Genomic DNA, 23,553 nt, shown 5'->3' on the forward strand with positions numbered 1-23,553 from the left:
CATTCCCCCTCCTAATTGAATTTTTTATTCACTATAAATATATTAATAAGACTCAATATAACCATTACGAAAAAAAGTATAATTGCTAATGTTGATCCATATCCTAAATTAAGATTCGTGAAGGCCTCTGTTGTTATTCGATAAGCTATTAATGATGTATCATCTCCTGGTCCACCAGAAGTCATGGCATATACAATATCAAAAGAAGCAAGTCTCCACATTGTAAAAGGAATAGACAAAACTAATATACTCTTCATTATTAATGGTAAAGTAATTTTGAAAAACGCCTGTATGGCTCCTGCACCATCAACCCTTGCAGCTTCGTATATTTCTTCTGGTATGAATTGCAGTGCTGCAAGTACCAAAATAGCAAAAAAAGGTAAGTCTTTCCATATATCCATAGCAACAACTGCTGCACGCGCTGTATTCGTATGGATTAACCAACTCAATTCAAAATTAGGTATAAATAATCTGATAAAGTTATTTACCAATCCATAATCATTATTAAATCCCCATTTTGCAGCCATACCTATAACAACCATAGGCATAGCCCAGGGAATTAAAACAATAGTTCTTAAGAACTTTTTCGCCATAAATTTCATATTTAAAATCAAAGCAAGTGCAACTCCTAATATAATATGCAAAGCCATAGAAGCTACAACAAATATTACAGTAAATTTTAAAGAAGTTAATACTTTTGGATCCTGAAAAACATCTATATAATTTTGAATGCCTACAAATTCATTAATCCCGCGTAATAGACGAACATCATAAAAACTAATTCTAAATGTTTCAAAAATAGGATAGATAATAGTAAACCCTCTAACTAATAAGACGGGTATAACTAATATCCATGCAATCCATAGGCGGTTTAAACTTCTTTTAGTATGCATACAAATCCTCCTTATTTTTAAGAGTAAATAGTTTAATTATAATCAATAAGCGGGCATTTTTTACAGCCCGCTTATTGATTTTTATAAATTATACTAATTATATGAATATAAACAATCTAATTATTTATATCTATCTACGTATTCTTGTGCCTTTTCACAAAACTCATCAACACTTATTTTTCCCTGCATAGTTTGTTGGAATATAGTTCCCATATCTGAGATGAACTCCATTGTCTGAGGAACCATTGGGCGTCCTCTAACAATTGTCTCTTCACTATATTTTTTATACATGTCTGTAATTTCATTTCTTGGTAATGTAGCAGCTACATCTGAACGTGCTGGATACCTATCAAAGTTTTCCCAAGCACTAAGCATACCCTCTTTTCCTGCTATATAGTTTAAAAACTTTACAGCAGCATCTTTATTTCTTGATGCTGAGTTTAATACATAGCTCCAGGAATCTGTAAATACACTTCTGGTTTCAAATTTAGGCATTAAAGCCATATGAATTTGGTCTTCACCATACCTTCCCGCATTTCTGTAATCTGTTCCAGTACCCCACATAAATAACATAGCATACTTGCCATCAATAAACTTCTGGTTCATCTGTTCGTATTTATCTGCAATTTGATCTATAGGTGTAACTTTCCAGGTATTAACCATATCATACATAAACTGAATCGCTTCTTTATTCGCTGGATTTGTCCAATCAAAATAATCTCCACCAAACAAATTCACAAATGTACCAATTTCATTAAAAACATAAGTCTTTTCCCATGAGCCACCATAACCATAATTGCCATCTTCTGTAGCAGCCTTTGCAAAAGCTATGAAATCTTCTTTAGTATCAATTGATTCAAATCCATACTTAACTAATTTTTCTTGGTCAACCCAAAATGCTAAGTATCCACTATATCCAGGAACACCAATAATATCTCCATTCCTGGATGTTATCATATCTTCAAGATAACCTTTAGGAAAATAATCAATAATATCTTCTGTTAGTACATTATCCTGCAATGGTTCAAGCCAGCCTGTATTTTTGAAAGATGCCGCCATTTCATCATTAATCTCCAAAATATCAATACTACTATCACCTGATGATAAAACTGTTGTTACCTTCTGTTGACGGGTATCAGAATTGGTTGGAGCTGCAATTACCCTAATATTTAAACCAGTACCTGTTTCTACATCTGCAAGCCAATCATCAAAATTAACATTAGTTGTCATAATACTGTATAGAGTTAAATCATATTCTTCATCAGCTAATACTGTCCCTCCAACAAAAAAACTTACTATTAAAGAAATAACCAGTAATTTAATAATTCTTTTTTTCATTTTTTAACCTCCAAAATTTTTATGTAATGTCAAAAATATTTTAAAATATATTGTCAAAACCCTATTATAGTAGGGATTTGATCTTAAATACTTGTCACCCCCCTCTTTTTGAGGTATATTTAGGTTGCTTATTTACCTTTTTAAACCACAAATAGAAAAGGCGGTGACAAACTTTGAAACAAATTATTAATGTCTTACTTACTTATATTCAAATTCAATATCATATTATTTGCTATCTCTTGACTTTACTTGTTAGTAAAGACTTCATGCCCAAAGATGAGATTCCCATCAGCAAGAAATATCATCATCTTCAAGTTGATGATTTACCCATTATTGAAGTCCTGGAAAAGCTTGATTACCAAAAACTAATAATTGCTTACGAACAGGAACATGGTAAACCTCTTAAACCTGTCAGACGCCGTAACGCCAAATACAAAGTTCCTGAGTCTATGACCTGCCCAAGATGTGGTGCCCCACATATTTATCTTTATGATAATACTGGTGGTCGTGGTCAATATCTCTGTAAAATTTGTAAGACTAATTTTAATGATAAAAATCGCTTTTCTAAAACTGTTATCTTTAGGTGTCCCCATTGCTCTCGTACTCTAGAACAAATTAAAGAGCGTAAGAATTTCTATATCTACAAATGCAAGAATGATGACTGCTCTTTTTATCTTAAAAACCTTAGATCCATGAGTAAAGAAGAGAAAAAACACTTTAAAAAATATCCCCATAAGTTTAAAGTTAGATACATTTACAGAGAATTTGACTTTGACTTTCAACCATTGAGCAAGGAGTCTCCAGATTTACCTAAAGTTGATATCTCAGGAATACATTCTTCACCACATACTCTGGGGTTAATCCTTACTTACTATGTTAATTATGGTCTTTCTTCTCGCAACGTAGCTGCTATCATGGAAGATGTTCATAATGTTAATATCTCTCATCAAACTGTAATTAACTATGCTGATTCAGTTGGTTATCTAGTTAAACCCTATTTAGATAATTATCCTTATGAGCTTTCTGACTCTTTCTGTGGTGATGAAACCTACATTAAGGTTTATGGCAAGTGGCAGTATATTTTCTTCTTCTTTGATGCTGTGAAAAAGATTATTCTATCTTACCATGTCTCACCTAATAGAGATACACCTTCTGCAATTAAAGCTATTAATGATGTCCTTACTAAGATGGATACTATCCCTGATAACCTCAACTTCGTAGTTGACGGTAATCCTATCTATCTTCTGGCTAAACATTATTTCTATCAACAGGGTATTAATTTTGATATCACCCAGGTTCTCGGCCTTACTAATGACGACCCTGTCTCAAAGGAAAATCGACCTCTAAAACAAATTATTGAAAGACTCAATAGAACTTTTAAAAAAAGCTACAGATCAAGATGTGGTTTTAAGTCTTCTAAAGGATCAGTATCATACGTGAACCTTTTTGCAGCATACTTCAATTTCTTAAGACCACATTCAGCTCTAGAGAAAAAAGTACCTGTAACTGTACCTCAGCTTATTAATCTGCCTAACATGCCTGCAAGATGGGGCAAGCTGATTGAACTAGCTCAAGAGCATATACTCTACGAGCAACAGCATTCTGCTTAATCTTTATATCTATTTAGCAGAACCCGAGGCAGCTAAAAGCTTTATCTAAGCATTGGCGAAGCGAACCCTTTACAAACCGAACCAGACAAATGCTAAAATTGAAGTACGAGGGTTGGCTAATTTGCTATGCTCTTTATATCCATCCCCTTCAACCTCGGCTACTTACCAGCAGCATTTGGATGGTGTTTGTCAAGGGTTATGCAACGATCCAACCAGTAAAAATTACTTAAAAGACTAAAATCTGTCTCCAACATCACTTTTTCATAGATTTTTTGACACTACCATTTTTATTTTCTTTCTTCACTTTGTATCCCTTCCGTATTCAGTTCTGCCTTTCACCCCCCCTTAAACGTTTTTGTAATTTTCTTGGTTTTTATATATAGTTCTAATTTTATGGTAAACGTTTACTATAAAATTAGGAGTGCATTATAGATCTTTATTTATATAGGTACTACTTCTGACCACTAATCTCTGGGGATATTTTATTACTTTATTTTCAGCATTACCATTCTTTATATTGCTAAGCAGCATCTTTACTGAAGTCTCTGCAAGCTTCTTTTTGGGTAAAGATACAGATGTTAATGGTGGATATATATATTGTGCGATAGAATCATCATATCCTATGATTGAAATTTTTTCAGGTATTTTGATTTGTAACTCTCTAAAAACCTTTATCGCACCATGACTTAAAAAATCATTACAACAAATTAAGGCAGTAAAATCTAATCCCTGTTGTTCTACATAACTCTTTATATGAGCATATGCATCCCTTTCATCATGGTCAGAACACTCAATCAAGTAGTTTTCATTGAATTGAATATTATTTTCTTCTAAGGCATTCAGAAACCCTTGATATCTTTTGGCCTGGTTCCTACTATCTTTAACCATCACAAAACCTATTTTTTCATGACCATAAGAAATAAGGTGTTTTACTGCTTCAGCCATACCCTGCTCTTCATCTGTAATTACCATACTTGTATCTTCAAATATATTAGGTTCAAACAAGACAACAAATGGAATACCTTCATCTCTACACTTGTCAGCAATTATTCTACCACATGTTCTAGTTTGAGTCATAATTACTCCATCGATATTTGATGGTCTAATTATACTCAGATATGATTTTGTTAAATCACTTCTAGCTTCATTATTTAATAATATAAGATCATAACCCTGTTTTGTCAAAGCATGTTGTACTTCATTAATAAATTGTGCAAATACCAGGTTAGTAATAGAAGGAACTATATAAAGAATCCTTTTTGTCTTTCCACTTTTTAGTGCTTGCGCTACAGAATTAGGTCTATAATTCATTTCTTCAATAACCTGTAATACTTTTTCACGGGTCTCTTTAGCAACAGGTCTACTATCATTGATTACAGAAGAGACTGTAGCAATTGAAACCTCTGCTTTCTCAGCAACATCTTTTAGAGTAACCATTACATACCTCCAAATTTCATATCATATGAATTATTTTTATGCTCGGAAACGTTTACTTATATTAAACATATTCTATTTATCTATAAAAATTCCTTCTTTTTTATAAAAAAACTTTAAAATTATTCTTTAAAACCTTACTAAATTTTCTTCATCCACCATATATCAATATCTTTCAATCTAGCCTTCCCTTCCCAGGCCAAAAGGCCCAAACCTAAACTATCACCACAAGTAGGATAAACCCGGGCAGTCACACATTGTCTTTCATTAACAAATACTTCAATTACTGACTTATCTATAAAAATATGAAGCTTTACTAATCCATCAGTATCATCGTTAAAATTATAACAATCTCCAAAGACCCCTTTATCAACTTCCTTTGCAAGGCTAGAGTTCTTAGTATTTATTGATAAGTTTTGTTCAGCAATATTACAAATTATCTCTGTATATTCACTATTATCAGGTGATTTTCGGACAACTAGCCCTATAGAACTAGCATCCCCTTTCTCAAATTCAGCAATGATTTCTAACCTATCCCCCTGTACATTATCTAATAAATTTGTAGAATCAGCTGATATAGGTATATCACTTAAACATTTATGTTCACCTCTAAGAACTTTTAATTCCTCAATTGGCTTCATACCCAGACTACCATCTTTATGTAAGAAAATTTCTCTGGGAACTGACATTACACCAGACCAGCCAGCTGCTTTTTGAACTTCCTTACTTCTCTGCTCTTTCAGCCAACCCCACATGATTCTCCTTCCCTTGTCATCTATAAAGCTATTTGGAGCATAATAGGAATCACCTAAATCAATATATCCTTTTTTTTCAGGAATAAATTTATAATTTTCATAGCTGCCAATCCAGTAAACAACTTTACCATATGGTGAAACCACCAATATATACTTATCTTCTAACTTAAAAAAATTTGGACATTCCCACATATTTTCTAGTTCTTCATCTTCCCCAATATAAATTGGATTTATATATTCCCATTCTCTTAGATCCTTTGACCTGTATAATAAAATTGCACCCCCAACCCCTTTTATTCCAGAACCAAGAATCATATACCAATTATCTTCTTCTTTCCAGACAAAAGGATCCCGAAAACCTGTCGTTTCCAATTCTCCAGGAAGGGCATCAATAATCGGATTTTTATTAGATTTTTCCCAGTTAATCATATCTTTACTAGTAGCAATACATTGAACCTCTATTTTCTTTTCAAGATCTGGAATACCAGTATAGATTATAGTTGGTTCTGACTCATTTATAACAGTACATCCAGAAAAAACACCATCTTTATCATAAGACTCTGAAGGGGTCAGTGCAATAGGTAAGTGTTCCCAATGAACTAAATCCTTGCTAACTGCATGACCCCAGTGCATATTAGCCCAAAAAGCCCCAGCAGGGTTATATTGATAAAATAAATGATATTCTCCTTTATAATAAATAGGCCCATTAGGATCGTTCATCCAATTTGCAGGTGGCATCATATGAAATGCAGGTCTTTGTTGATCATTAACAAAATGTACTTCATTAGCATGACTCATCTAAATCATCTCCTATATAATTAATTTTTCTATGAATTTTAAAATTTTCTATTATAATGTATTGACTAATATTTAGCTCCACTTGTAGCTATCCCTTCTACAAAATACTTTTGAGCTAACATATAAATAATTATTGTTGGTATTAAAGCTATAACAGTTGCTGCCATTAATAGGTTCCATTCTGTATAATAATATCCTTGAAATTTAGCTATCCCCAAGGTTATGGTATTCATCTCCATAGAGTCAATAACTATTAACGGCCATAAGAAATCATTCCAACTCCATAAAAAACTTAAGACTGAAAGAGTAGCTAAACCAGGTTTAGCTAAAGGTAGAATTATTCTAGTAAAGATAGTCCAATAAGATGCTCCATCAATAAAAGCAGACTCTTCTAAACTTCTTGGTAAGGTTAAAAAGAATTGCCTTAACAAAAAAACCCCTAAAGCATTAAACATCCCGGGAAAAATTAGTGCCTGATAAGAATCTACCCATCCCAAATATTTCATTATTATAAAAAGTGGTATCATTACTACTTGAAAGGGAACCATTAAGGTCAACAAATAAAGTAAAAATACTTTATTTCTTCCTGGAAATTTCAATCTGGCAAAAGCGTAAGCAGCCATAGATGATGTAATTAAAATTCCTAAAGTACGACCAGTAGTTACAATTATACTATTTAACAATAATCTTATCATTGGAAAACTATTAAAGACTTCCGAAAAATTGGCCCATCTTATATCTTCAGGAAATACTCGGGGTGGATAGGTAAAAACATCACCAAAATCTTTAAAAGCTGTACCTAACAACCATAGGAATGGACCTAAAACCATTACTAAAAATAATAGCAACACTATATGTTTTAAGATGGTCAACAACTTAGACATCATAAGTCACCCACTTTTTCTGATAATTAAATTGTACTAATGTTAGAATAAAAATTATTAATAACAAAACCCAACCTGTTGCACTTGCATATCCCATTCTAAAATATCTAAATCCTTCATTATATATATGATATACCAATGTTTTAGTAGCATCAGCTGGTCCACCCTGTGTTAAAATAAAAGCCTGATCGAAGACTTTAAAGGAATCTATCATACTAATGACCACAGTAAAAAATATAGTTGGTGTTAATAAGGGCAAAGTAACTTTTAAAAATTGCTGAATTACATTTGCTCCATCAATTTTAGCAGCTTCATAGTACCTATTAGGAATACCTTGTAATCCAGCTAAAAATATAATAAAGGTGAAACCAATATTTTTCCACACACTCATTATAATAATTGCTGGCATAGCCCAATTGGGATTAGATAACCACGGTGGTGATGTTATATTAAAAATGTCTAATAAGTATGTTAAAATACCATAATTGGGCATATAAATAGTTTGCCAGATTAAGGCTGCAGCAACTGTAGGTATAATGTATGGCAGAAAAAAGATAAACTTATAAACAATAGCCATTTTTTTAATGTTATTGACAAGTACCGCTAGTAATAATCCAAACATAACACTTAACGGAACAGTAACTAATGTATAATAAACTGTATTAATAAAAGTTTTTTGAAACAAAGACCTTTTAAACATAGAAAAATAATTTGTAAGACCTATAAACTTTAATGGATTTACCAGATTCCAATCAAAAAAACTTAGGATCAAGGAAGCAAAAACAGGGATAAATATAAAGATTAAAAACCCAATAAAATTTGGTAATACAAATAGATAACCTGCAACTGCCTGCTTTCTTTCAAGACTATTATTCCCTAATTTTTTATATACTGATTTCAACAAGTCTATTCCTCCCTCGTATCTTATCTGTTTTTATAATTAGTAAATATACGGGCCTCAAATAAAGAGGCCCCTTTTTAATTACTTAGTTATTATTCAATATCTCATTAATTTCTTCTGTTATTTGCTCAGCAACCTCTTCCACAGTCAATTCATTTGTTACTAACAACTCATCCAACTTAGAAGTAGCTATTTCAATAATTTCAGCATTTCCTGGAGGTGAAGGTATAAGTCTAGCATATTTAACCTCCTCAATCATGGCCCATTGATTCTTGGGGGCTTTATCAGGATTTATAAAATCTTCTTGTTCAACAACTGACTCTAAAACTGGTATTGAATTACCTAGTTCGTTAAAAAGCTGTACATTTATTTTAGATGAATAGAATCTAATAAAATCAAAAGCTACTTCAGGATATTTAGTTTTACTTGAAGCACTTATAAATGCTACTCCATAAGGGACTCCACGCTTTTCATTTGGACCTACTGGTTGTTCTACTACATCCCAATCAAAACTTAATTTTCTAAATGCTGGAACCATATATCTTCCATAATGAGCCATAGCCACTTTCCCACTCATAAAAAACTGTTCTCCTCCCATTTGTTTCATTACTGCTGGTGAGGGTGACACTTTGTATTTATTTACTAAATCATTTATAAAACTAATTCCTTCAATAGACCCCGGTTCATTTAAAGCAGACTTTGTCCAGTCATCAGTTAAAATCCTACCACCAAATGTATATATCCAGGGAGCAATACAATCAAACCAGTTTCCTGTTACTAAATACCCATACTGATCTATTCTACCATCATTATTAGTATCTTTTGTAAGTTTTTTGGCTGTTTCTAAAAACTTTTCAACTGTCCAATCATCTGAAGGATAATCTAAACCAGCCTGGTCAAATAAATCCTTATTATAAAAAATTATCCCATCATTCCAATCTGCTGGTAAGCCATAAATAGAATCTTTAAATACAGCTGCATCTAATAATATATCAATATAATCATCCATCTGTTCTTTGAATTCTGGGTCTTTCTTTTTCGCCTTTTCAATATAAGGTGCTATATCCAAAAATGCACCTCTTTCTGCTAATCCTTGATATTCTTCTACAACAATTCTTGTTAAATCAGGGGGATTACCACTTGCGATTCTTACTTTTAGCTTATCATAATACCTATCCCCACTTTCCCAGGTAGTAACTATTTCTACATCTGGGTGTTCTACCTCATACCTTTTAACTATCTCCTCCATTACTATTTTTTCATCCCTACCACCTAACATAAAAAATTCTAAAGTCTTTTTCCCCTCAGCAAATACCTTTAAATCCAAGATTCCACCAACAACTATCAATATTGTGATCATTAGCAAAATGCTTTTAATAATCTGTTTTCTCTTACTAATCATTCTTTCACCCTCCTTGAAATAATGTAATGAATTTCAGAAATTTACTTTTTTCCTATCACCTCCAAAACGTCTAATAAGTTTATCTACCTCAAATATCTAAAATTTTGATGAACAAAGACTATATTCTTATAAACTTATTATCTCCCTGTGAATATTTAAGGATAATAAGAATACGTATTCTTTATTATATATATTCGTTACTTTTTGAATTATTCCTGCCAAAAGTTTATATTTTAAATATTTTTTTCATTCATTATCTCATTAACAGCCTTTTTGCTGGACATAGCACATACACGCTATTGCACCTGTAGTTGTTAACACACCAACAGCATTCACATAGTGAACCTGACTCCTTAACTTATATGAATACGTATTCATAAATTATAATTTAATATCTTCTATTTATAGAAAATTACTTAAATCAATTCCAGTTGTAGACTCCCTAATTACTAATCTAGGTTCTAATAAAATTTTAGCAATATCCTTTTCTGCCTGGCCATTAATCCTTTTTAACAGTAATTCCACAGCTAAAGAACCAATACTACCAGTTGGTTGAGCAATTGAAGTAAGAGCAGGACGGCAAATAGCTGCTAAAGAGGTATTATCAAAACCTACAATAGCTATTTTTTCAGGTACAGAAAAACCAAATTCTTCAAAAGCCTGTATTGCACCAAAGGCAGCAAGATCATTATTGGCAAAAAAGGCAGTTGCTTGAAGAGATCTTTTTTTATTCTTTAAATAATTACAAACTTTGTTATAAGAATCATGAGTACTTAATTGTAACCACCCTGAACTCTCTATAAAATATTCTTCTTTAAAGCTTAAACCATGTTTTTTAATAATACTTAAATATCCCCGGAATTTTTCTTCACCCTTACTACCAATAAAACCCAACTTAGTATGTCCCAGATCAATTAAATGTTTAGCAGCTAGAGAACCCCCATATTTATGATCAACTGCAACAGAATCATATTTAGCCATTTGCTGTGTAAATACAACAACTGGTATTTGATCTCTCTTCAGTTTGTGTAAATAAGTATCTTTTTGATTTGTAGGAACAATTAAAAAACCATCTACCTGTCTACTTAACAGAGTTTTAATATGCTTCTTTTCTTTTGTACTACTTCCATTAGAATTACATAATATAATATTATATCCATTATTCTCAGCCTCTTCTTCTATAGACTGAACCACTTCAGAGAAATATGGATTTGAGATATCCGGAATAATCAATCCTAATAAATAAGATTTATTGTTAACAAGACTACGTGCTGTTGCATTAGGCTGATAATCTAATTTTCTAACCCAATACATAACCTTTTCTCTCAAAGCAGGATTAACAGAAGTATTCCCATTAATAACTCTAGATACAGTCGCCTGAGATACCCCAGCTTTTTTTGCTATTTCATCCATTGTAGCCATTTTATCACCCTAACTAGTAAATCCCCAATTATCAAATTGATTATATATAGTTTTCTGTATTTGGCTTCAAAATCCTGCTTATTCTTATATTTTATAATTTAATACTCCTCTGCATCCACCTTTTATAATTAGTTATTGTAAACCTTGTAAAAAACATCCAAAGAAGGAAGAACCTTTCCATTGAAATCAAACATCGCCTGGTTTTCCCAGGCATTTCCTTCACCTGATTTCCACCCTGCTCCATCTACAGGAATCCATTCACCTTCCCAATAAAAAACTCCTATTCCTTTTTCATCTGGAACTTCATTAACAATCTTTATTATTTTTCTTAGTATCTGTGCCTGGCTTTTGATACTAGCAGAATAATTAGTCTCAGCATATTTATTGACTCTATCAATTTCCTTTTGAGTTACCATATTTTCTAGACTATCACCATTTTTTAAAGTATAAGCATACCCCGTTTCCATAACAGCAACTTCTTTATCATATCTTTGGCTGATACCATTAATGTTAAATTTAAATTCTTCAAATGTACCGTGCCAATAGGGATAATAAGAAAGGCCGATTACATCAAAATTTGTTACTTGCCGCTTAATAAGTTCATCAAAAAACCATGTATATAACTCGTTATCTCCACCATCAGCTAGATGAACCACTGTTTTTATCTCAGTCGCCTCTTCTTTAGAAACTGTATCAACGGCATTTAAACCCGCTTGCAGTAATATAGCAAATTGGGTAAAACCCCCAGCATTATCACCCCAGGTTTTTCCTTCAGGCCACAGCATACCACCATTTAATTCATTTCCAACCTGCACCATTGCAGGCAAAGCATCTACTTGAGCAAGTTTCTTTAACGAATTATAAGTAAAATCATAAACTGCATTTTTTAATTCTTCAAAAGATAAATCTTTCCAAACAGCAGGTTTATTCTGTTTCCCCGGATCAGCCCAAAAATCACTATAATGAAAATCTAAACAAACATTCATTCCTATTTTTTTAGCACGACTTGCTAAGTCTTTAACTGTCTGAAAATTACAGTTACCACCTCCTAGACTTTCTGGATTATTCCATAATCTCAATCTTATATAATTTATACCATGTTCTTTAAGAATTTCAAGGACATCTTTTTCTACTCCATTATCATCATAGTATTTACCACCATTCTCTTCAATTTGTTTTAACATAGAAACATCCATTCCCATTATAAAATCATTTGACAAGTCTTTTATTGGTTCAATTTTTATATTCAAATACTTATTTAAATCATCACTCATTACCATATTTGGATTATTATTAGAATAAACCTTAATTGAAAATAATAATGTCAGTACCAATAAACTAAATATAATTTTTTTCATCTTACCCACTTCCCTTTTAAGTTATTTATTATTATTCACTCTTTTTATCGCCTATACTTCTAAATTTAATTTATTTAAAGGTCTTGCTAATTAATATTTATAATATTTAAAATTTAACAATTAATGTTAACGTGGATTTATCACTACCTGCAGTATTTGTTGCATAAGCATATTCCAATGTCGTATTATTACCAAAATAATACGACACTTTACAACCAAGTGGTTTATCTTTAGACCAATCAGTTTCATGCCAGGTACCATCTTGATATTCTGTCCACATACTCTCCTCTGGTGTCTTTAGCGCATAATCTACATTCAGCCAAAAATTACCCAATGAGACTGTAGAACCAACAATACCCATATAGTCTCTTTCAGAATTATAGGCCCAATCATAAGCAATGTAAGCACCATATATTGAGAATTTGCTCCACGTATATGTAGCATCAATCATATATTCTCCAGCAGGATTTATAAATTGCTGATCCATTTCTCCAAAATCTAAGTACATAATATTAAGATTAAAGTGATTGGTCGAATACATACTCCGAGCAAGTAAAGTATCTTTGCCATCACCACCTGTATAATCTTCATAACAATTACCACCCCAATTATGAAAATAGCCCGTTTGAAACGCCCAAACATCATTAAGCGAAACTGTATAAACAAGATTTACAGCTGGTTCAAGATCACCCCCAAGTAATCCACGAGTAAAATCAGCCAAAGCATAAGTAGGACCAGCAGTATCAAAACGGGAATATCCCACCTGCAAATTATTTCCCGATTCAGTTTTATAAGTCACATAGGCATCATCAACTATATTGTAGTCTTGTTTTTCTTCACCATTAGTTTCCAACCAAAGATTTACATTAGCAGAAACCCGTGGTGCAATATATATATCATTATAAAGACCAAGTTCAGTTTTAGTGTAGTCAGCATCATCACCACTATACTCTTTCATAAAATAAGCAAATTTTAATTCACCTGTAGTTGTAATCATAGCACTTAAACTTATTGAAGTAAAAGCCAAAACCAAGATTAAAACTAACCCTATAAATAATATTTTTTTCATTTTAAATCTATCCTTTCTTTTATTTAATACTTATAACAAATCATTACCAATTTTTCCGGAATATTTTATGAACCTAACTAACCCAACCTTCTATTTGTAACTAACAAATAAACAATCTTACGCTTAATCATTCTTTTTTCCTCCCATTGTGTTAAATAAATTTACACAAAAAAATAGACCGAGAAAAATAAATTTCCCGGCCCAGGGCCCCAGGTCAAACACATTTATTCTTTTTTTAATCTAACAATTCTAATGATAAATTCTTCATCTCTTCCTCTTATTATTACTATATCATGCTTAAATAACTTGTATATCTTATCTCCCGGTCGATATTCTGGAATATCCCTCTGCTGTTTCTCTTCTTTTAACACAGTAACCCCTCCCGGGAACTACCACAAATTTACAAAGACTTGTCCTTATGGTATAATTACTTTACGAGTCTAACTAACAGAACAGCCGCCAACTGTTATCTGTTACCCTGTAAGCTATATGATACCTCCCTCCTTTCTGAAAAGAAAGAGTTCAGGGATAACTCTGTCTTTTTTGAAACAACATTTTGTTTCTTTAATCAACTTTTATGTTCATTATAGTTCTTTTTATCAACTTTGTCAAGTTTTTTTATGATTTATTTTATAGTTTTTAACTATAATTGGAATTGAGGAGGAAATTTTGATGAAATTAGGCGAAAAGTTAAAAAAATTAAGGATAGAAAATAAAATGACTCAAGAAGACTTAGCTAAAAAAATAGGAGTTAGCCGTGGTACTGTTGCTGGCTATGAAACTCAAGATAAAAACCCTAAATATAAAACTCTTAAGAAAATAGCTTCAGTCTTAAACTGTAGTATTGACTATCTTTTAGATAACCCAAGTACTCTTGTTGAAGAAAATAAAAATAGTAATTTTGATTTGCAAAAATACATTACAAAAATAAATGAAAGAAGAGACCTTCAATTACTTCTACAAGAAGTTGATAAGTTAAATTCTAATTCCGTTTATAGAATTATAGAATTATTAAAGATTATTGATGATGAAGTGAAAAATAGAAATTAATATTTATAAAAGCATTAGTAGTTATATAAAATTAGTATTTTATAACGCATAATTTATTTATAAATAATATTATTTGAATATTATGAATATTATTTATGCTTACCATTAAAGATATATATTATATTTATATTATACTCACTTTCATACAAGTTGCTTTTACGAAATACATCATATTATGTATTTTTTTAGGTTTACAGCACATACAGATTACATCAAATAAGGAAATTAAAATAAAGTTTATATTGACAATTTAATTATACCTGTTATCATTAAAAGAAGTAACAGGAGTGATAACAATTGAATAAAAATAATAAAGTAAAAGCAATTATACTTATGCTCTTTTCCTCTTTTAGCTTTGCAGCTATGGGAGCATTTGTAAAATTAGGAGGAGAAATACCCAGCTTTGAAAAAGCATTTTTTAGAAATTTGGTAAGTTTATTTATAGCAATTTTTATGATAAGGAAAACAAAGCAAAAATGTTTTGGAAAAAAAGAAACTAGGATATATCTTTGGGGAAGAGGTATTTTTGGTACTTTAGGCGTACTGGCCTATTTTTATGGTATTGATAGGTTATTACTAGCTGATTCAGGAATGCTTAATAAAGTAAATCCATTTTTCGTCATAGTATTTGCTGCAATATTTTTAAAAGATAAAATTACTAAATATCAAATGTATTCATTGTTCATGGCTACTTTAGGTGTGATTTTAATTATTAAACCAAGTTTTGCTTTTCAAGATTCAATCCCTGCTATTATATGTCTGATGTCAGCAGTGTTTGCAGGAATGGCTTATGTATTCGTAAGTTATCTTGGAGATAAAGAAAATGCCTATGTAATAGTTTTTTATTTTTCTTTTATCTCTACACTTGTATCAGGAATATTAATCATTCATAATTTTATTATGCCTAATTTTAAGCAGCTAATATTTCTTATATTAGCAGGAATTACTGCAGCATTAGGACAATTTGCTCTTACTTATGCATATAAATATGCTCCGGCAGGAGAAGTATCTATTTATAATTATTCTAATGTAATATTTTCTAGTCTTTTAGGTGTTTTAATATTTTCAGAAATTCCAGATTTACTTAGTTTTATAGGCTATGGATTTATTATTATTGCAGGATATTTAATTTTTAGATTTGGTAAGGAAAAACAGTTCAGCAATAAAACTCTATAATATATTGCTATTTCAATAATCTACGAAGTCATATTAATGTAAAGATAGAAAATAATACCTGTTTTTGTACTTCATTATCCCATGATAATCTTTTGTTCTAATTTTTTCTCTACCCTCATATTCGGGGAAAGCATACTGCCCTTCCATCCAGGCATTTGAAGAAGTATAAAAGATTCACAAATAAACCCTGAACATTTTTTCTTCTCAGGTTTTCTTCGTTTCAATCCTTCTTATCTTGGATTATCAGTTTTATCTCAGCAGGAGCAGCTGCTATAACAGCTCCTACCTCCATTCTTTTGGCCACAAAGTCTTCATGATATATATCCCCTGTAGCCAGTCCAATCTGATTCCCATATGAGCTATAACCCTGAGCAGCTCCAGTAGTAATTTTCCGTTAAGATAATTTCCCCTCAAGAGTCTCAGAAAGAGGTGTACGAGGATCACCACTACCTGTTACACGCATTGCCTGATAAACATAAGATCTACCTGAAAGTGGATCACGAATAGCAGCACCTCCAAAAGGTTCAATCTCCGTAGGATGGTTATGTGTGTTTGATTTTTAAACATAAGCAGCCAATCTTCATCTTCTCCATCTCTATCAACCTTCACTTTTATACTACAGGCATTTATCTCTTCAGACTCATAAAGATCATCTAATAATCCCTTTTTTCGCAATTCCTTTATGCCGATAGTAGCAAGATCCATTAAACAGACTGTTCTTTCTTTTTCACCGTAGACCTTTTTTCTAGTTCTTAAATACCTCTTATAAACTTTTTTAACTATAGAGCTATATGCTCCTTCATTAATCTTAATATCTTTCAATTCAGTTGAAAAGGTAGTATGCCGGCAGTGATCTGACCAATAAGTATCAAGTACTTTAATTTCTGTAAAAGTAGGGTTTCTATCTTCTTTAAAATAATGCTGAACCAAATTTTAAGTCTTCTAAAGACATAGCTAGACCTAATTTAATATATAAAGACTTAAGCTGATCATTATTCTTTTCTATAAAATTATCTATAATTTTTACCTTCTCAGAGTAATTTACTTGTAATTTTAATGTTTCTGGCTTACTTAATAATGCTTCTCTTGCTTCTAATGGGTTAATACAGTATTCTTTAATTTTTTTATAATCTATTTTGGAAATATTACCAGCTATTAAAATTAATTTTGCACAACGAATTTCTGGTCTTTCATTTTGAATTAAAAGCTGAATACACTGTGCAGATGAATCAGCCCGCTGGTCATATTGGCCAGGTAAATATTCAATAGCAATAACTTTATATCTTGCAGGAATTGTAAATTTTTCATCATGAATATTATCAACAGGTGGTTCAGCAAAGATCGTATTCCTCGACTTTTGATACTCTTCTGTAGATATACCTTCTATATCATAACGGTTTACTACTCTAACTTCTTTCAATCCTTCAATACCCAAAGTTAATTTAAATTCCTTATATAGTGACTCCGCAAATCCTGCCTTCTTTTCTACAAATTTTCGTCCAACTTCCTTTTCCATGAAAAACCATCTTTCAACATAATTATTTTAAACTTATATACTTATACAACGAATATAAAGTTATTATTAAAATTCATTTTATATTAGCTCATAGTATAATTAAATACTTTCATGACCTAGCAAAATTTTTAATGTATTAAACAAAAGCAAAATTCACATATACTATTCTACATAATATAGCTAAATCCTTCAATTTCTTAATAATTCTTCTCTAATATATATTATTATCTATAAACATTAAATATATATTTATAGGAGGCTACCAGTAATAAACTAATATCCTCCTATCTTTACCGAATAAAAAATATTAATTAAGAAATTTTAGGTTTCCTGTTTGAACTACGAATAATAGTGAAAGGTTTAATAAATTTATCATTAGATTTTGAATAATCTGTTCGAAAATGACTACCACGGCTTTCCTGACGAAATAAAGCAGCATTAGCCATTAATTCACCAATAGTCAATAAACTGTGTAGACCCCAAACTTTACGATTCAATTTAGCCGAGGAACTTTGCTTTATCTCAAACCGCAATTGATTAATTGTATCAAGAAAACTTTCTAAACTAGTCACATCTCTACGAACCAGTAATTTACTCTGAGCATTATCCTGCAACCTTTTTTTTAGATTTTCAACCTCTATTTCACGCCCGATTAAATTCTGAATCCTATCATATTCATTTTTTACTGAACCAGTAGATAATTCAATCCTGCCTTTCTTCAAAGCTTCTTCAGCAGCAAAACGGCCAGCTCGAGCACCAAAGATCTGACAAGTAACCATCATATTTCCTCCTAAACGATCAGCACCATGAGGACCACCTGCAACCTCACCTGCAGCATATAAACCAGGTATAGTTGTTTGAGCTTGTGAATTTATTTTTAAACCACCATTTATAGCATGAGCAAAACAAGCAATTTGTACTTGACTCTTCTCTACATCTACTCCTTTTTCTAATAGATAATTGCGAGTAATCGGCCACATTTTACGAAAGTCATCGTTAGGTGATAGATTTTCTAAATATTTATCTGTTATTTTTGTTAGATCGAGGTAAACACCACCTTTATCAGTACCACAATCTTTAACTAACTCCCCTTGAATAGCAAGCTCAAGATAACGTGATAAATCTGCAGAACTAAAAGGAAAATGATGTGAATGAGTATTCATTACTTCTTCACTACTAACACCATTAGGTAAATAATTACATAAAAAACTCTTTCCATACTTATTTGTTAAAGTTGGATGAGCTGACCAAATCCAAGCATTAAGTATATTTATAATAGGAAAAACTATTCCTAATCCTACTTGCATAAACTCTAGATTTACAAGTTCAGCACCAGCTTCAAATCCTAATGTATAACCGTCTCCACATATATCAGCAGGATTTAAATTACGTGCAAAAAGTTGTCCAGCCCCACCTGTTGCAAGTATTACTGCACCAGCGGAAACCGTTTTATATTTTCCTTTATTATCAATTAAACCGACACCCACACATTCACCATCTTGAATAAAAAGATTGGTAACAACAGAATCTTCATAAATAAAGATTTGATCTATTTTCCTAATTCTCTTTATTAAAACATCCATTATAGGTTCTCCATGACCTTTGATAACATGAGTCCTAGGCCTTGTGGAAAAACAACTGAGAAATTCATAAAAATGACCATCTTCCATTTCAAATGGTACACCCCAACTAGAGAGAGTTCTTAAAGTTTGAGGTGCTTCCTCAGCAACGATTCGTGCTAATGTTGGATCTGCCATTCCATAACCAGCATTAATAATATCTTTATAATGTTCTTCTGGTGAATCATTTGGATCCACCTGACCATCAGCCACATTAAACCCCGCCATTTCAGCAACCTTATAAGAAGTAGCTCCACTTTTACCAATTTTACCTTTTAAAATCATTAAAACCTGAGCACCATTTTCTGCTGCCTCTAAAGCTGCCCTACAGGCTGCACCTCCACCACCAACAACTATAACTAAATTATTACTCCTAATACTTATAATAATTCATCTCCCACAACATAGATTACTAAAAGCATCCTATTGCCTTATATAGCTAGTTTTTTATAAAATAATTTTACTTTAATAATAGATTAGGTAAATACATTGAAATTGGTTCATAATAAGTAATCAATAAAAGAACTGCACTTGAAACTAATAAAAATCCAATAATAGCTTTAGTTATATCTTCTAAACTTGCTTTACTTATTGTTGAAGCAATAAATAAGCAAAGTCCCAAAGGCGGAGTTGCTAAACCAATACCCAAATTCACAATCATAATTGCACCAAAATGAATCGGATCAATACCCATTTGTTGTACAACAGGCAACAAGATAGGAGTCATAATTATTATTGATGCTGTTGTTTCCATAAACGTCCCAACAAACAATAGTAAAATATTTATTAATATTAAAATTAAATAGGGATTTTGGCTTATCGTTGTCAAATAAGTAGTAACTAAATGAGGAATCCGCTCAATTGTTAGTACCCATCCAAATGATGAAGCTAAACCAACTATTATCATTACACTACCTGAAGTTATTGCTGTATTTAGTAAAAGTTTAGATAAATCTTTTAATTTTATAGTCTTATAAACAAAACCTAAAACTAAGGCAACTAAAACAGCAATTGCAGCAGCTTCAGTAGGTGTGAAATACCCTGAAACTATACCTCCTATAATCACAAGTGGTATCAATAGAGGAGGGAGAGCATCTTTAAATGCCTTACCTATTTCAGGTAAAGTACTCTTTTCTCCCTTAGGAAAATTATACTTCCGTGCATGATAATTAACCACTGCCATCTGACCTAAACCAAGAAGTAGCCCAGGAATTGCACCAGCTAAAAGAATAGCTCCAACCGAAACCTGAGCAGAAACCCCAAAGATTACTGCTGATACACTTGGAGGAATAATTGGACCTATAACAGAAGAAGCAGCAGTTACAGCAGCACTATATTCTGGAGTATAATCTTCATCAACCATCGCAGGTATTAATAATGAACCTATCGCTGCAGTGTCAGCTGTTCCTGCCCCCGTAACACCAGCAAACAACATACTGACAAAAATATTAACTTGGGCAAGACCACCTCGCAAATGACCAACAATTGCATTAGCGAGATTTACCAACTTTTTTGTTGCTTGACTAGCATTCATTAATTCACCAGCTAACATAAAAAAAGGGACAGCTAATAACACAAATTTATCTGTACCAACAAATAAACGTTGTGGAATTAAAGTATCAGGAAGTGTACCTGTAACTAATGTATAAACCAAAGTAGAAAACCCTATAACATATGCAATTGGAAAACCAAATACCAATGTAATAAAAAAAGCAATAATTAATGTTATAATCACTTTTCTCCCCCCTCTATTAAACTTTCCTGTTCAGCCAATTTTACTGTCCAATCTCTAAAACCATAAATCTTTTCTAATAGTAATGTTATTGTAAAAAAACTTAAAAATAAAAATCCAACAGGGATAACTAAGTATATTATCCACATAGGAATCATTAATTGTGCTGAGAGATGACCGCTATCCACCATTCCTCTTATTAAAAATACGGAATGATAAAAAATATATGAATTGAAAAAAAATATGCATATTAATGCAATAAATGTCATAACTTTCATCACTATAGCTGGTACCTTTTTTAAAAAAAAGTTTACTCCTACTAATTCTTCATTCTTAAGTGCAACCGCTGCCCCAAAATAGATCATATATATCATTAAATATCTTGAAATTTCGTCAGCCCAATAAGGAGAATAATTAATTAAATTGCGGGCTAATACATTAGAAATTACAATTACTGTCATTACAGAAACAATTAAGATTAAAAATAATTTAAGTATTTTTTCCAAAAAATTTGAAAGTTTAATAATATAATTAATAATGCTAGGAATATCTTTTGATTGCATTATTCCACTCCTTTCTCTTTTAACAAGCCAGAATATCTTAATATTCTGGCTTGCCTTTAAATCATTTAGTTAAAAACATTCTGCATTAAGACGGATATCTTCAACAGCTTCACTAACCCAATCAGGTAGTTTTTCTAAATATTGATTATATATTGGTTCTGTTTTTTCTATAAATGGTTCTAAATTTATATCAAATTTAATATTCATACCTTCTGCTCTCATTTTCTCTATACCATCATTATCCATCTCTAATGTTATATCATCATGGTATTTCCATGCTTCAGCACCTGCTTGGTTTACAATTTCTTTTTCTGTTGAAGATAAAGAATTATAAGTTTTCATGCTTATAACTAAAGCATTAGTATTTGCAAAAACAGGCAAATCTGTCATATGTGAAGCTACCTCATAAAATTTCATGGCATAAGTGGCATTATAAGTATTTTCAGCAGCATCAACAACCCCCATCTGCAAACCACTATATAACTCAGAAAAATCCATTGAAGTTACATTAGCACCTAAGAGATTATAAGTATCTCTATGAATAGGAACTCCCATTAATCTTATTTTCACTCCATTAAAATCTGATGGTTCCGCTAAAAATTTATTAGCAAATGGAACTCTAAAATCTGGTGCACCTATTGCTAGAACTTTAAACCCTTTCTCTTCAGCAACACTTTTTAATTTTGTAGCTGCTGCACTTTCATACATAAACCATTTCAGATGCTCAGAATTTTTAAATAAAAATGGAAAGTTCAATAATTCAAATTCTGGAACAAATACAGCAAATGGTCCGGTAGCAGAAATACACATATCAACTGATCCTAATTTCAGGCCTTCTAACATATCACGTTCCCATCCTAATTGACTTTGTGGGAAAATTTGTACAGTAACTTCACCATTTGTTCGCTCTTCTACCAAATTCTTAAACTTTAAAGCACCCTTATGGTAAGCACTATCTGTTGCTACAGTATGTCCAAGATTAATAACCTTACTTGCAAAAACACTACTATTTACAGACAATACCAAGACTAAAATTAAAACTAAACTAAATAAACTTGTTTTTTTCATTTAAAAACCTCCATTTTTTTGATTTTTTTATCCCTTTTGTTTCCTTAGAATATAAAATTCGTATCTACAGAAAATAATCACCCCCCCTATTTTTATTTGATTATTGTAACTAAAACTAATTTTTGAAAATAAGTATATTAAATATCTTACTTAATAAAGACATTATTATTTTCCACAGAATTTAGGATCCCTTTTTTGCAAAAAAGCTTCAACTCCTTCAGTTTGATCAATTGTAGAACAGCATAAACCTACTCCAGCTGCTTCTAATAAAAGTCCAGTTGACAGATCTCCATCCAAACCTCCATGTAACATCTTTTTAGCAAATTTAATAGCTAAAGGTGCCTTAGCAGCAATAGTTTCCGCTAATTTTTTTGTCTCATTAAAAACTTTATCTTTAGGTAAAACATTATTAACCAACCCAATTTGTAAAGCTTCTTCTGCACTAATAAAATTACCTGTTAAAACCATCTCTTTAGCCTTTGTTATACCAATATAACGAGTCAAACGTTGAATTCCACCCCAACCAGGAATATTAGCAAGTTTAATTTCTGGCTGTCCGAACTTAGCATTTTTAGCAGCAACTCGTAAGTCACAGGCCATAGCAAGTTCCAATCCTCCACCTAAAGCATAACCATTAACAGACGCAATACTTGGAGTATCCAATTTCTCCAAAATATTAAATATATTCTGTCCATATTCCATAAATTCAAAAGCATCAATTGCTGATATATCCTCTAACTCATTAATATCTGCTCCAGCTACAAAAGCTTTTTCTCCTGCTCCAGTTATAATTAAAACTCTAACATCTTCATCATTATCTAATTGAATAAATGCTTTTTTCAATTCCTCCAAAACGTTATGATTAAGAGCATTTAAACTTTTTGGACGATTTATTGTGATATATCCAATCTTATCTTCTTTTTCTACAATTATATTTTTCCAAGCCATATAATTCACTCCTAAAT

Annotated in this window: 19 protein-coding genes and 1 pseudogene; 3 read left to right on the forward strand and 17 right to left on the reverse strand. The window is 31.6% G+C overall.

The window, feature by feature from the left end; genetic code table 11:
* Positions 1-11: 11 nt before the first annotated feature.
* Together D7D81_RS18105 and D7D81_RS18110 are read right to left on the reverse strand one after the other, a co-directional pair.
* On the reverse strand, positions 12-893 hold the full coding sequence (locus D7D81_RS18105; RefSeq protein ID WP_125991414.1) for a carbohydrate ABC transporter permease: 882 nt from the start codon (positions 891-893) through the stop codon (positions 12-14).
* 120 nt (positions 894-1,013) lie between these two features.
* Positions 1,014-2,231: an extracellular solute-binding protein gene (locus D7D81_RS18110; protein ID WP_125991415.1), complete on the reverse strand. Its 1,218-nt coding sequence runs from the start codon at positions 2,229-2,231 to the stop codon at positions 1,014-1,016.
* A 173-nt stretch (positions 2,232-2,404) separates the two neighbouring features.
* On the opposite strand from D7D81_RS18110, the gene D7D81_RS18115 reads away from it, so the two are divergent.
* A complete protein-coding gene (locus tag D7D81_RS18115; RefSeq protein ID WP_125986144.1) occupies positions 2,405-3,841 on the forward strand; it encodes a DDE-type integrase/transposase/recombinase in 1,437 nt (478 codons plus the stop codon).
* A gap of 426 nt (positions 3,842-4,267) precedes the next feature.
* Here the strand turns inward: D7D81_RS18115 and D7D81_RS18120 are convergent, their stop codons facing one another.
* The 9 genes from D7D81_RS18120 to D7D81_RS19715 all read right to left on the reverse strand — a co-directional run bounded on the left by D7D81_RS18120 (position 4,268) and on the right by D7D81_RS19715 (position 14,235).
* Positions 4,268-5,278 (reverse strand): LacI family DNA-binding transcriptional regulator, encoded by a 1,011-nt coding sequence (locus D7D81_RS18120; RefSeq protein WP_125991416.1) that lies wholly within the window; start codon positions 5,276-5,278, stop codon positions 4,268-4,270.
* 137 nt (positions 5,279-5,415) lie between these two features.
* A complete protein-coding gene (locus D7D81_RS18125; RefSeq protein WP_125991417.1) occupies positions 5,416-6,828 on the reverse strand; it encodes a glycoside hydrolase family 32 protein in 1,413 nt (470 codons plus the stop codon).
* Positions 6,829-6,893: 65 nt separating this feature from the next.
* Positions 6,894-7,712: a carbohydrate ABC transporter permease gene (locus D7D81_RS18130; RefSeq protein ID WP_125992363.1), complete on the reverse strand. Its 819-nt coding sequence runs from the start codon at positions 7,710-7,712 to the stop codon at positions 6,894-6,896.
* Positions 7,705-8,616 (reverse strand): carbohydrate ABC transporter permease, encoded by a 912-nt coding sequence (locus tag D7D81_RS18135; RefSeq protein ID WP_205739281.1) that lies wholly within the window; start codon positions 8,614-8,616, stop codon positions 7,705-7,707. The genes D7D81_RS18130 and D7D81_RS18135 overlap by 8 nt, the downstream gene beginning before the upstream one ends.
* An 82-nt stretch (positions 8,617-8,698) precedes the next feature.
* The gene (locus tag D7D81_RS18140) at positions 8,699-10,015 is read right to left on the reverse strand and encodes an ABC transporter substrate-binding protein (RefSeq protein WP_125991418.1); all 1,317 of its coding nucleotides are present in this window, start codon (positions 10,013-10,015) and stop codon (positions 8,699-8,701) included.
* 402 nt (positions 10,016-10,417) lie between these two features.
* On the reverse strand, positions 10,418-11,437 hold the full coding sequence (locus D7D81_RS18145) for a LacI family DNA-binding transcriptional regulator (RefSeq protein ID WP_125991419.1): 1,020 nt from the start codon (positions 11,435-11,437) through the stop codon (positions 10,418-10,420).
* A 128-nt stretch (positions 11,438-11,565) separates the two neighbouring features.
* Positions 11,566-12,795 (reverse strand): glycoside hydrolase family 53 protein, encoded by a 1,230-nt coding sequence (locus D7D81_RS18150; protein ID WP_125991420.1) that lies wholly within the window; start codon positions 12,793-12,795, stop codon positions 11,566-11,568.
* Positions 12,796-12,901: 106 nt separating this feature from the next.
* Positions 12,902-13,864: a hypothetical protein gene (locus D7D81_RS18155; RefSeq protein ID WP_125991421.1), complete on the reverse strand. Its 963-nt coding sequence runs from the start codon at positions 13,862-13,864 to the stop codon at positions 12,902-12,904.
* Positions 13,865-14,088: 224 nt separating this feature from the next.
* Positions 14,089-14,235 (reverse strand): hypothetical protein, encoded by a 147-nt coding sequence (locus D7D81_RS19715; RefSeq protein ID WP_164522051.1) that lies wholly within the window; start codon positions 14,233-14,235, stop codon positions 14,089-14,091.
* Between the two features lie 301 nt (positions 14,236-14,536).
* On the opposite strand from D7D81_RS19715, the gene D7D81_RS18160 reads away from it, so the two are divergent.
* Positions 14,537-14,914 carry a helix-turn-helix domain-containing protein gene (locus D7D81_RS18160; protein WP_125991422.1) on the forward strand — a complete coding sequence of 126 codons (378 nt, stop codon included), beginning with the start codon at positions 14,537-14,539 and terminating at the stop codon, positions 14,912-14,914.
* A gap of 297 nt (positions 14,915-15,211) precedes the next feature.
* Positions 15,212-16,090, forward strand: coding sequence for a DMT family transporter (locus tag D7D81_RS18165; protein ID WP_205739282.1), 879 nt, complete (start codon positions 15,212-15,214; stop codon positions 16,088-16,090).
* Between the two features lie 259 nt (positions 16,091-16,349).
* On the opposite strand, the pseudogene D7D81_RS20335 reads toward D7D81_RS18165, so the two are convergent.
* The 6 genes and pseudogenes from D7D81_RS20335 to D7D81_RS18200 all read right to left on the reverse strand — a co-directional run.
* Positions 16,350-17,606: pseudogene (locus D7D81_RS20335) on the reverse strand (phosphoribosylformylglycinamidine synthase-related protein); the annotation flags it as partial.
* 311 nt (positions 17,607-17,917) lie between these two features.
* The gene (locus D7D81_RS18180) at positions 17,918-19,615 is read right to left on the reverse strand and encodes an FAD-binding protein (protein WP_353622136.1); all 1,698 of its coding nucleotides are present in this window, start codon (positions 19,613-19,615) and stop codon (positions 17,918-17,920) included.
* A gap of 70 nt (positions 19,616-19,685) precedes the next feature.
* Positions 19,686-20,960, reverse strand: a complete 1,275-nt coding sequence (locus D7D81_RS18185; RefSeq protein ID WP_125991426.1) for a TRAP transporter large permease — start codon at positions 20,958-20,960, stop codon at positions 19,686-19,688.
* Positions 20,957-21,520, reverse strand: a complete 564-nt coding sequence (locus D7D81_RS18190) for a TRAP transporter small permease (RefSeq protein WP_125991427.1) — start codon at positions 21,518-21,520, stop codon at positions 20,957-20,959. Before D7D81_RS18190 ends, D7D81_RS18185 begins: the two co-directional genes overlap by 4 nt.
* Positions 21,521-21,589: 69 nt before the next feature.
* Positions 21,590-22,588: a TRAP transporter substrate-binding protein gene (locus tag D7D81_RS18195; protein WP_125991428.1), complete on the reverse strand. Its 999-nt coding sequence runs from the start codon at positions 22,586-22,588 to the stop codon at positions 21,590-21,592.
* 165 nt (positions 22,589-22,753) lie between these two features.
* Positions 22,754-23,536 (reverse strand): enoyl-CoA hydratase-related protein, encoded by a 783-nt coding sequence (locus D7D81_RS18200; RefSeq protein WP_125991429.1) that lies wholly within the window; start codon positions 23,534-23,536, stop codon positions 22,754-22,756.
* Positions 23,537-23,553: the final 17 nt, after the last annotated feature.

It is taken from the genome of Halocella sp. SP3-1, assembly GCF_003953885.1.
In the GTDB taxonomy this organism is placed as follows: domain Bacteria; phylum Bacillota; class Halanaerobiia; order Halanaerobiales; family DTU029; genus Iocasia; species Iocasia fonsfrigidae.

What these genes read in the sequence shown, in the direction of transcription:
- D7D81_RS18105 (WP_125991414.1), bottom strand. Translation starts at nt 893, where the DNA reads ATGCATACTAAAAGAAGTTTAAACCGCCTATGGATTGCATGGATATTA.
- D7D81_RS18110 (WP_125991415.1), bottom strand. Translation starts at nt 2,231, where the DNA reads ATGAAAAAAAGAATTATTAAATTACTGGTTATTTCTTTAATAGTAAGT.
- D7D81_RS18120 (WP_125991416.1), bottom strand. Translation starts at nt 5,278, where the DNA reads ATGGTTACTCTAAAAGATGTTGCTGAGAAAGCAGAGGTTTCAATTGCT.
- D7D81_RS18125 (WP_125991417.1), bottom strand. Translation starts at nt 6,828, where the DNA reads ATGAGTCATGCTAATGAAGTACATTTTGTTAATGATCAACAAAGACCT.
- D7D81_RS18130 (WP_125992363.1), bottom strand. Translation starts at nt 7,712, where the DNA reads ATGTCTAAGTTGTTGACCATCTTAAAACATATAGTGTTGCTATTATTT.
- D7D81_RS18140 (WP_125991418.1), bottom strand. Translation starts at nt 10,015, where the DNA reads ATGATTAGTAAGAGAAAACAGATTATTAAAAGCATTTTGCTAATGATC.
- D7D81_RS18145 (WP_125991419.1), bottom strand. Translation starts at nt 11,437, where the DNA reads ATGGCTACAATGGATGAAATAGCAAAAAAAGCTGGGGTATCTCAGGCG.
- D7D81_RS18150 (WP_125991420.1), bottom strand. Translation starts at nt 12,795, where the DNA reads ATGAAAAAAATTATATTTAGTTTATTGGTACTGACATTATTATTTTCA.
- D7D81_RS18155 (WP_125991421.1), bottom strand. Translation starts at nt 13,864, where the DNA reads ATGAAAAAAATATTATTTATAGGGTTAGTTTTAATCTTGGTTTTGGCT.
- D7D81_RS18160 (WP_125991422.1), top strand. Translation starts at nt 14,537, where the DNA reads ATGAAATTAGGCGAAAAGTTAAAAAAATTAAGGATAGAAAATAAAATG.
- D7D81_RS18190 (WP_125991427.1), bottom strand. Translation starts at nt 21,520, where the DNA reads ATGCAATCAAAAGATATTCCTAGCATTATTAATTATATTATTAAACTT.
- D7D81_RS18195 (WP_125991428.1), bottom strand. Translation starts at nt 22,588, where the DNA reads ATGAAAAAAACAAGTTTATTTAGTTTAGTTTTAATTTTAGTCTTGGTA.
- D7D81_RS18200 (WP_125991429.1), bottom strand. Translation starts at nt 23,536, where the DNA reads ATGGCTTGGAAAAATATAATTGTAGAAAAAGAAGATAAGATTGGATAT.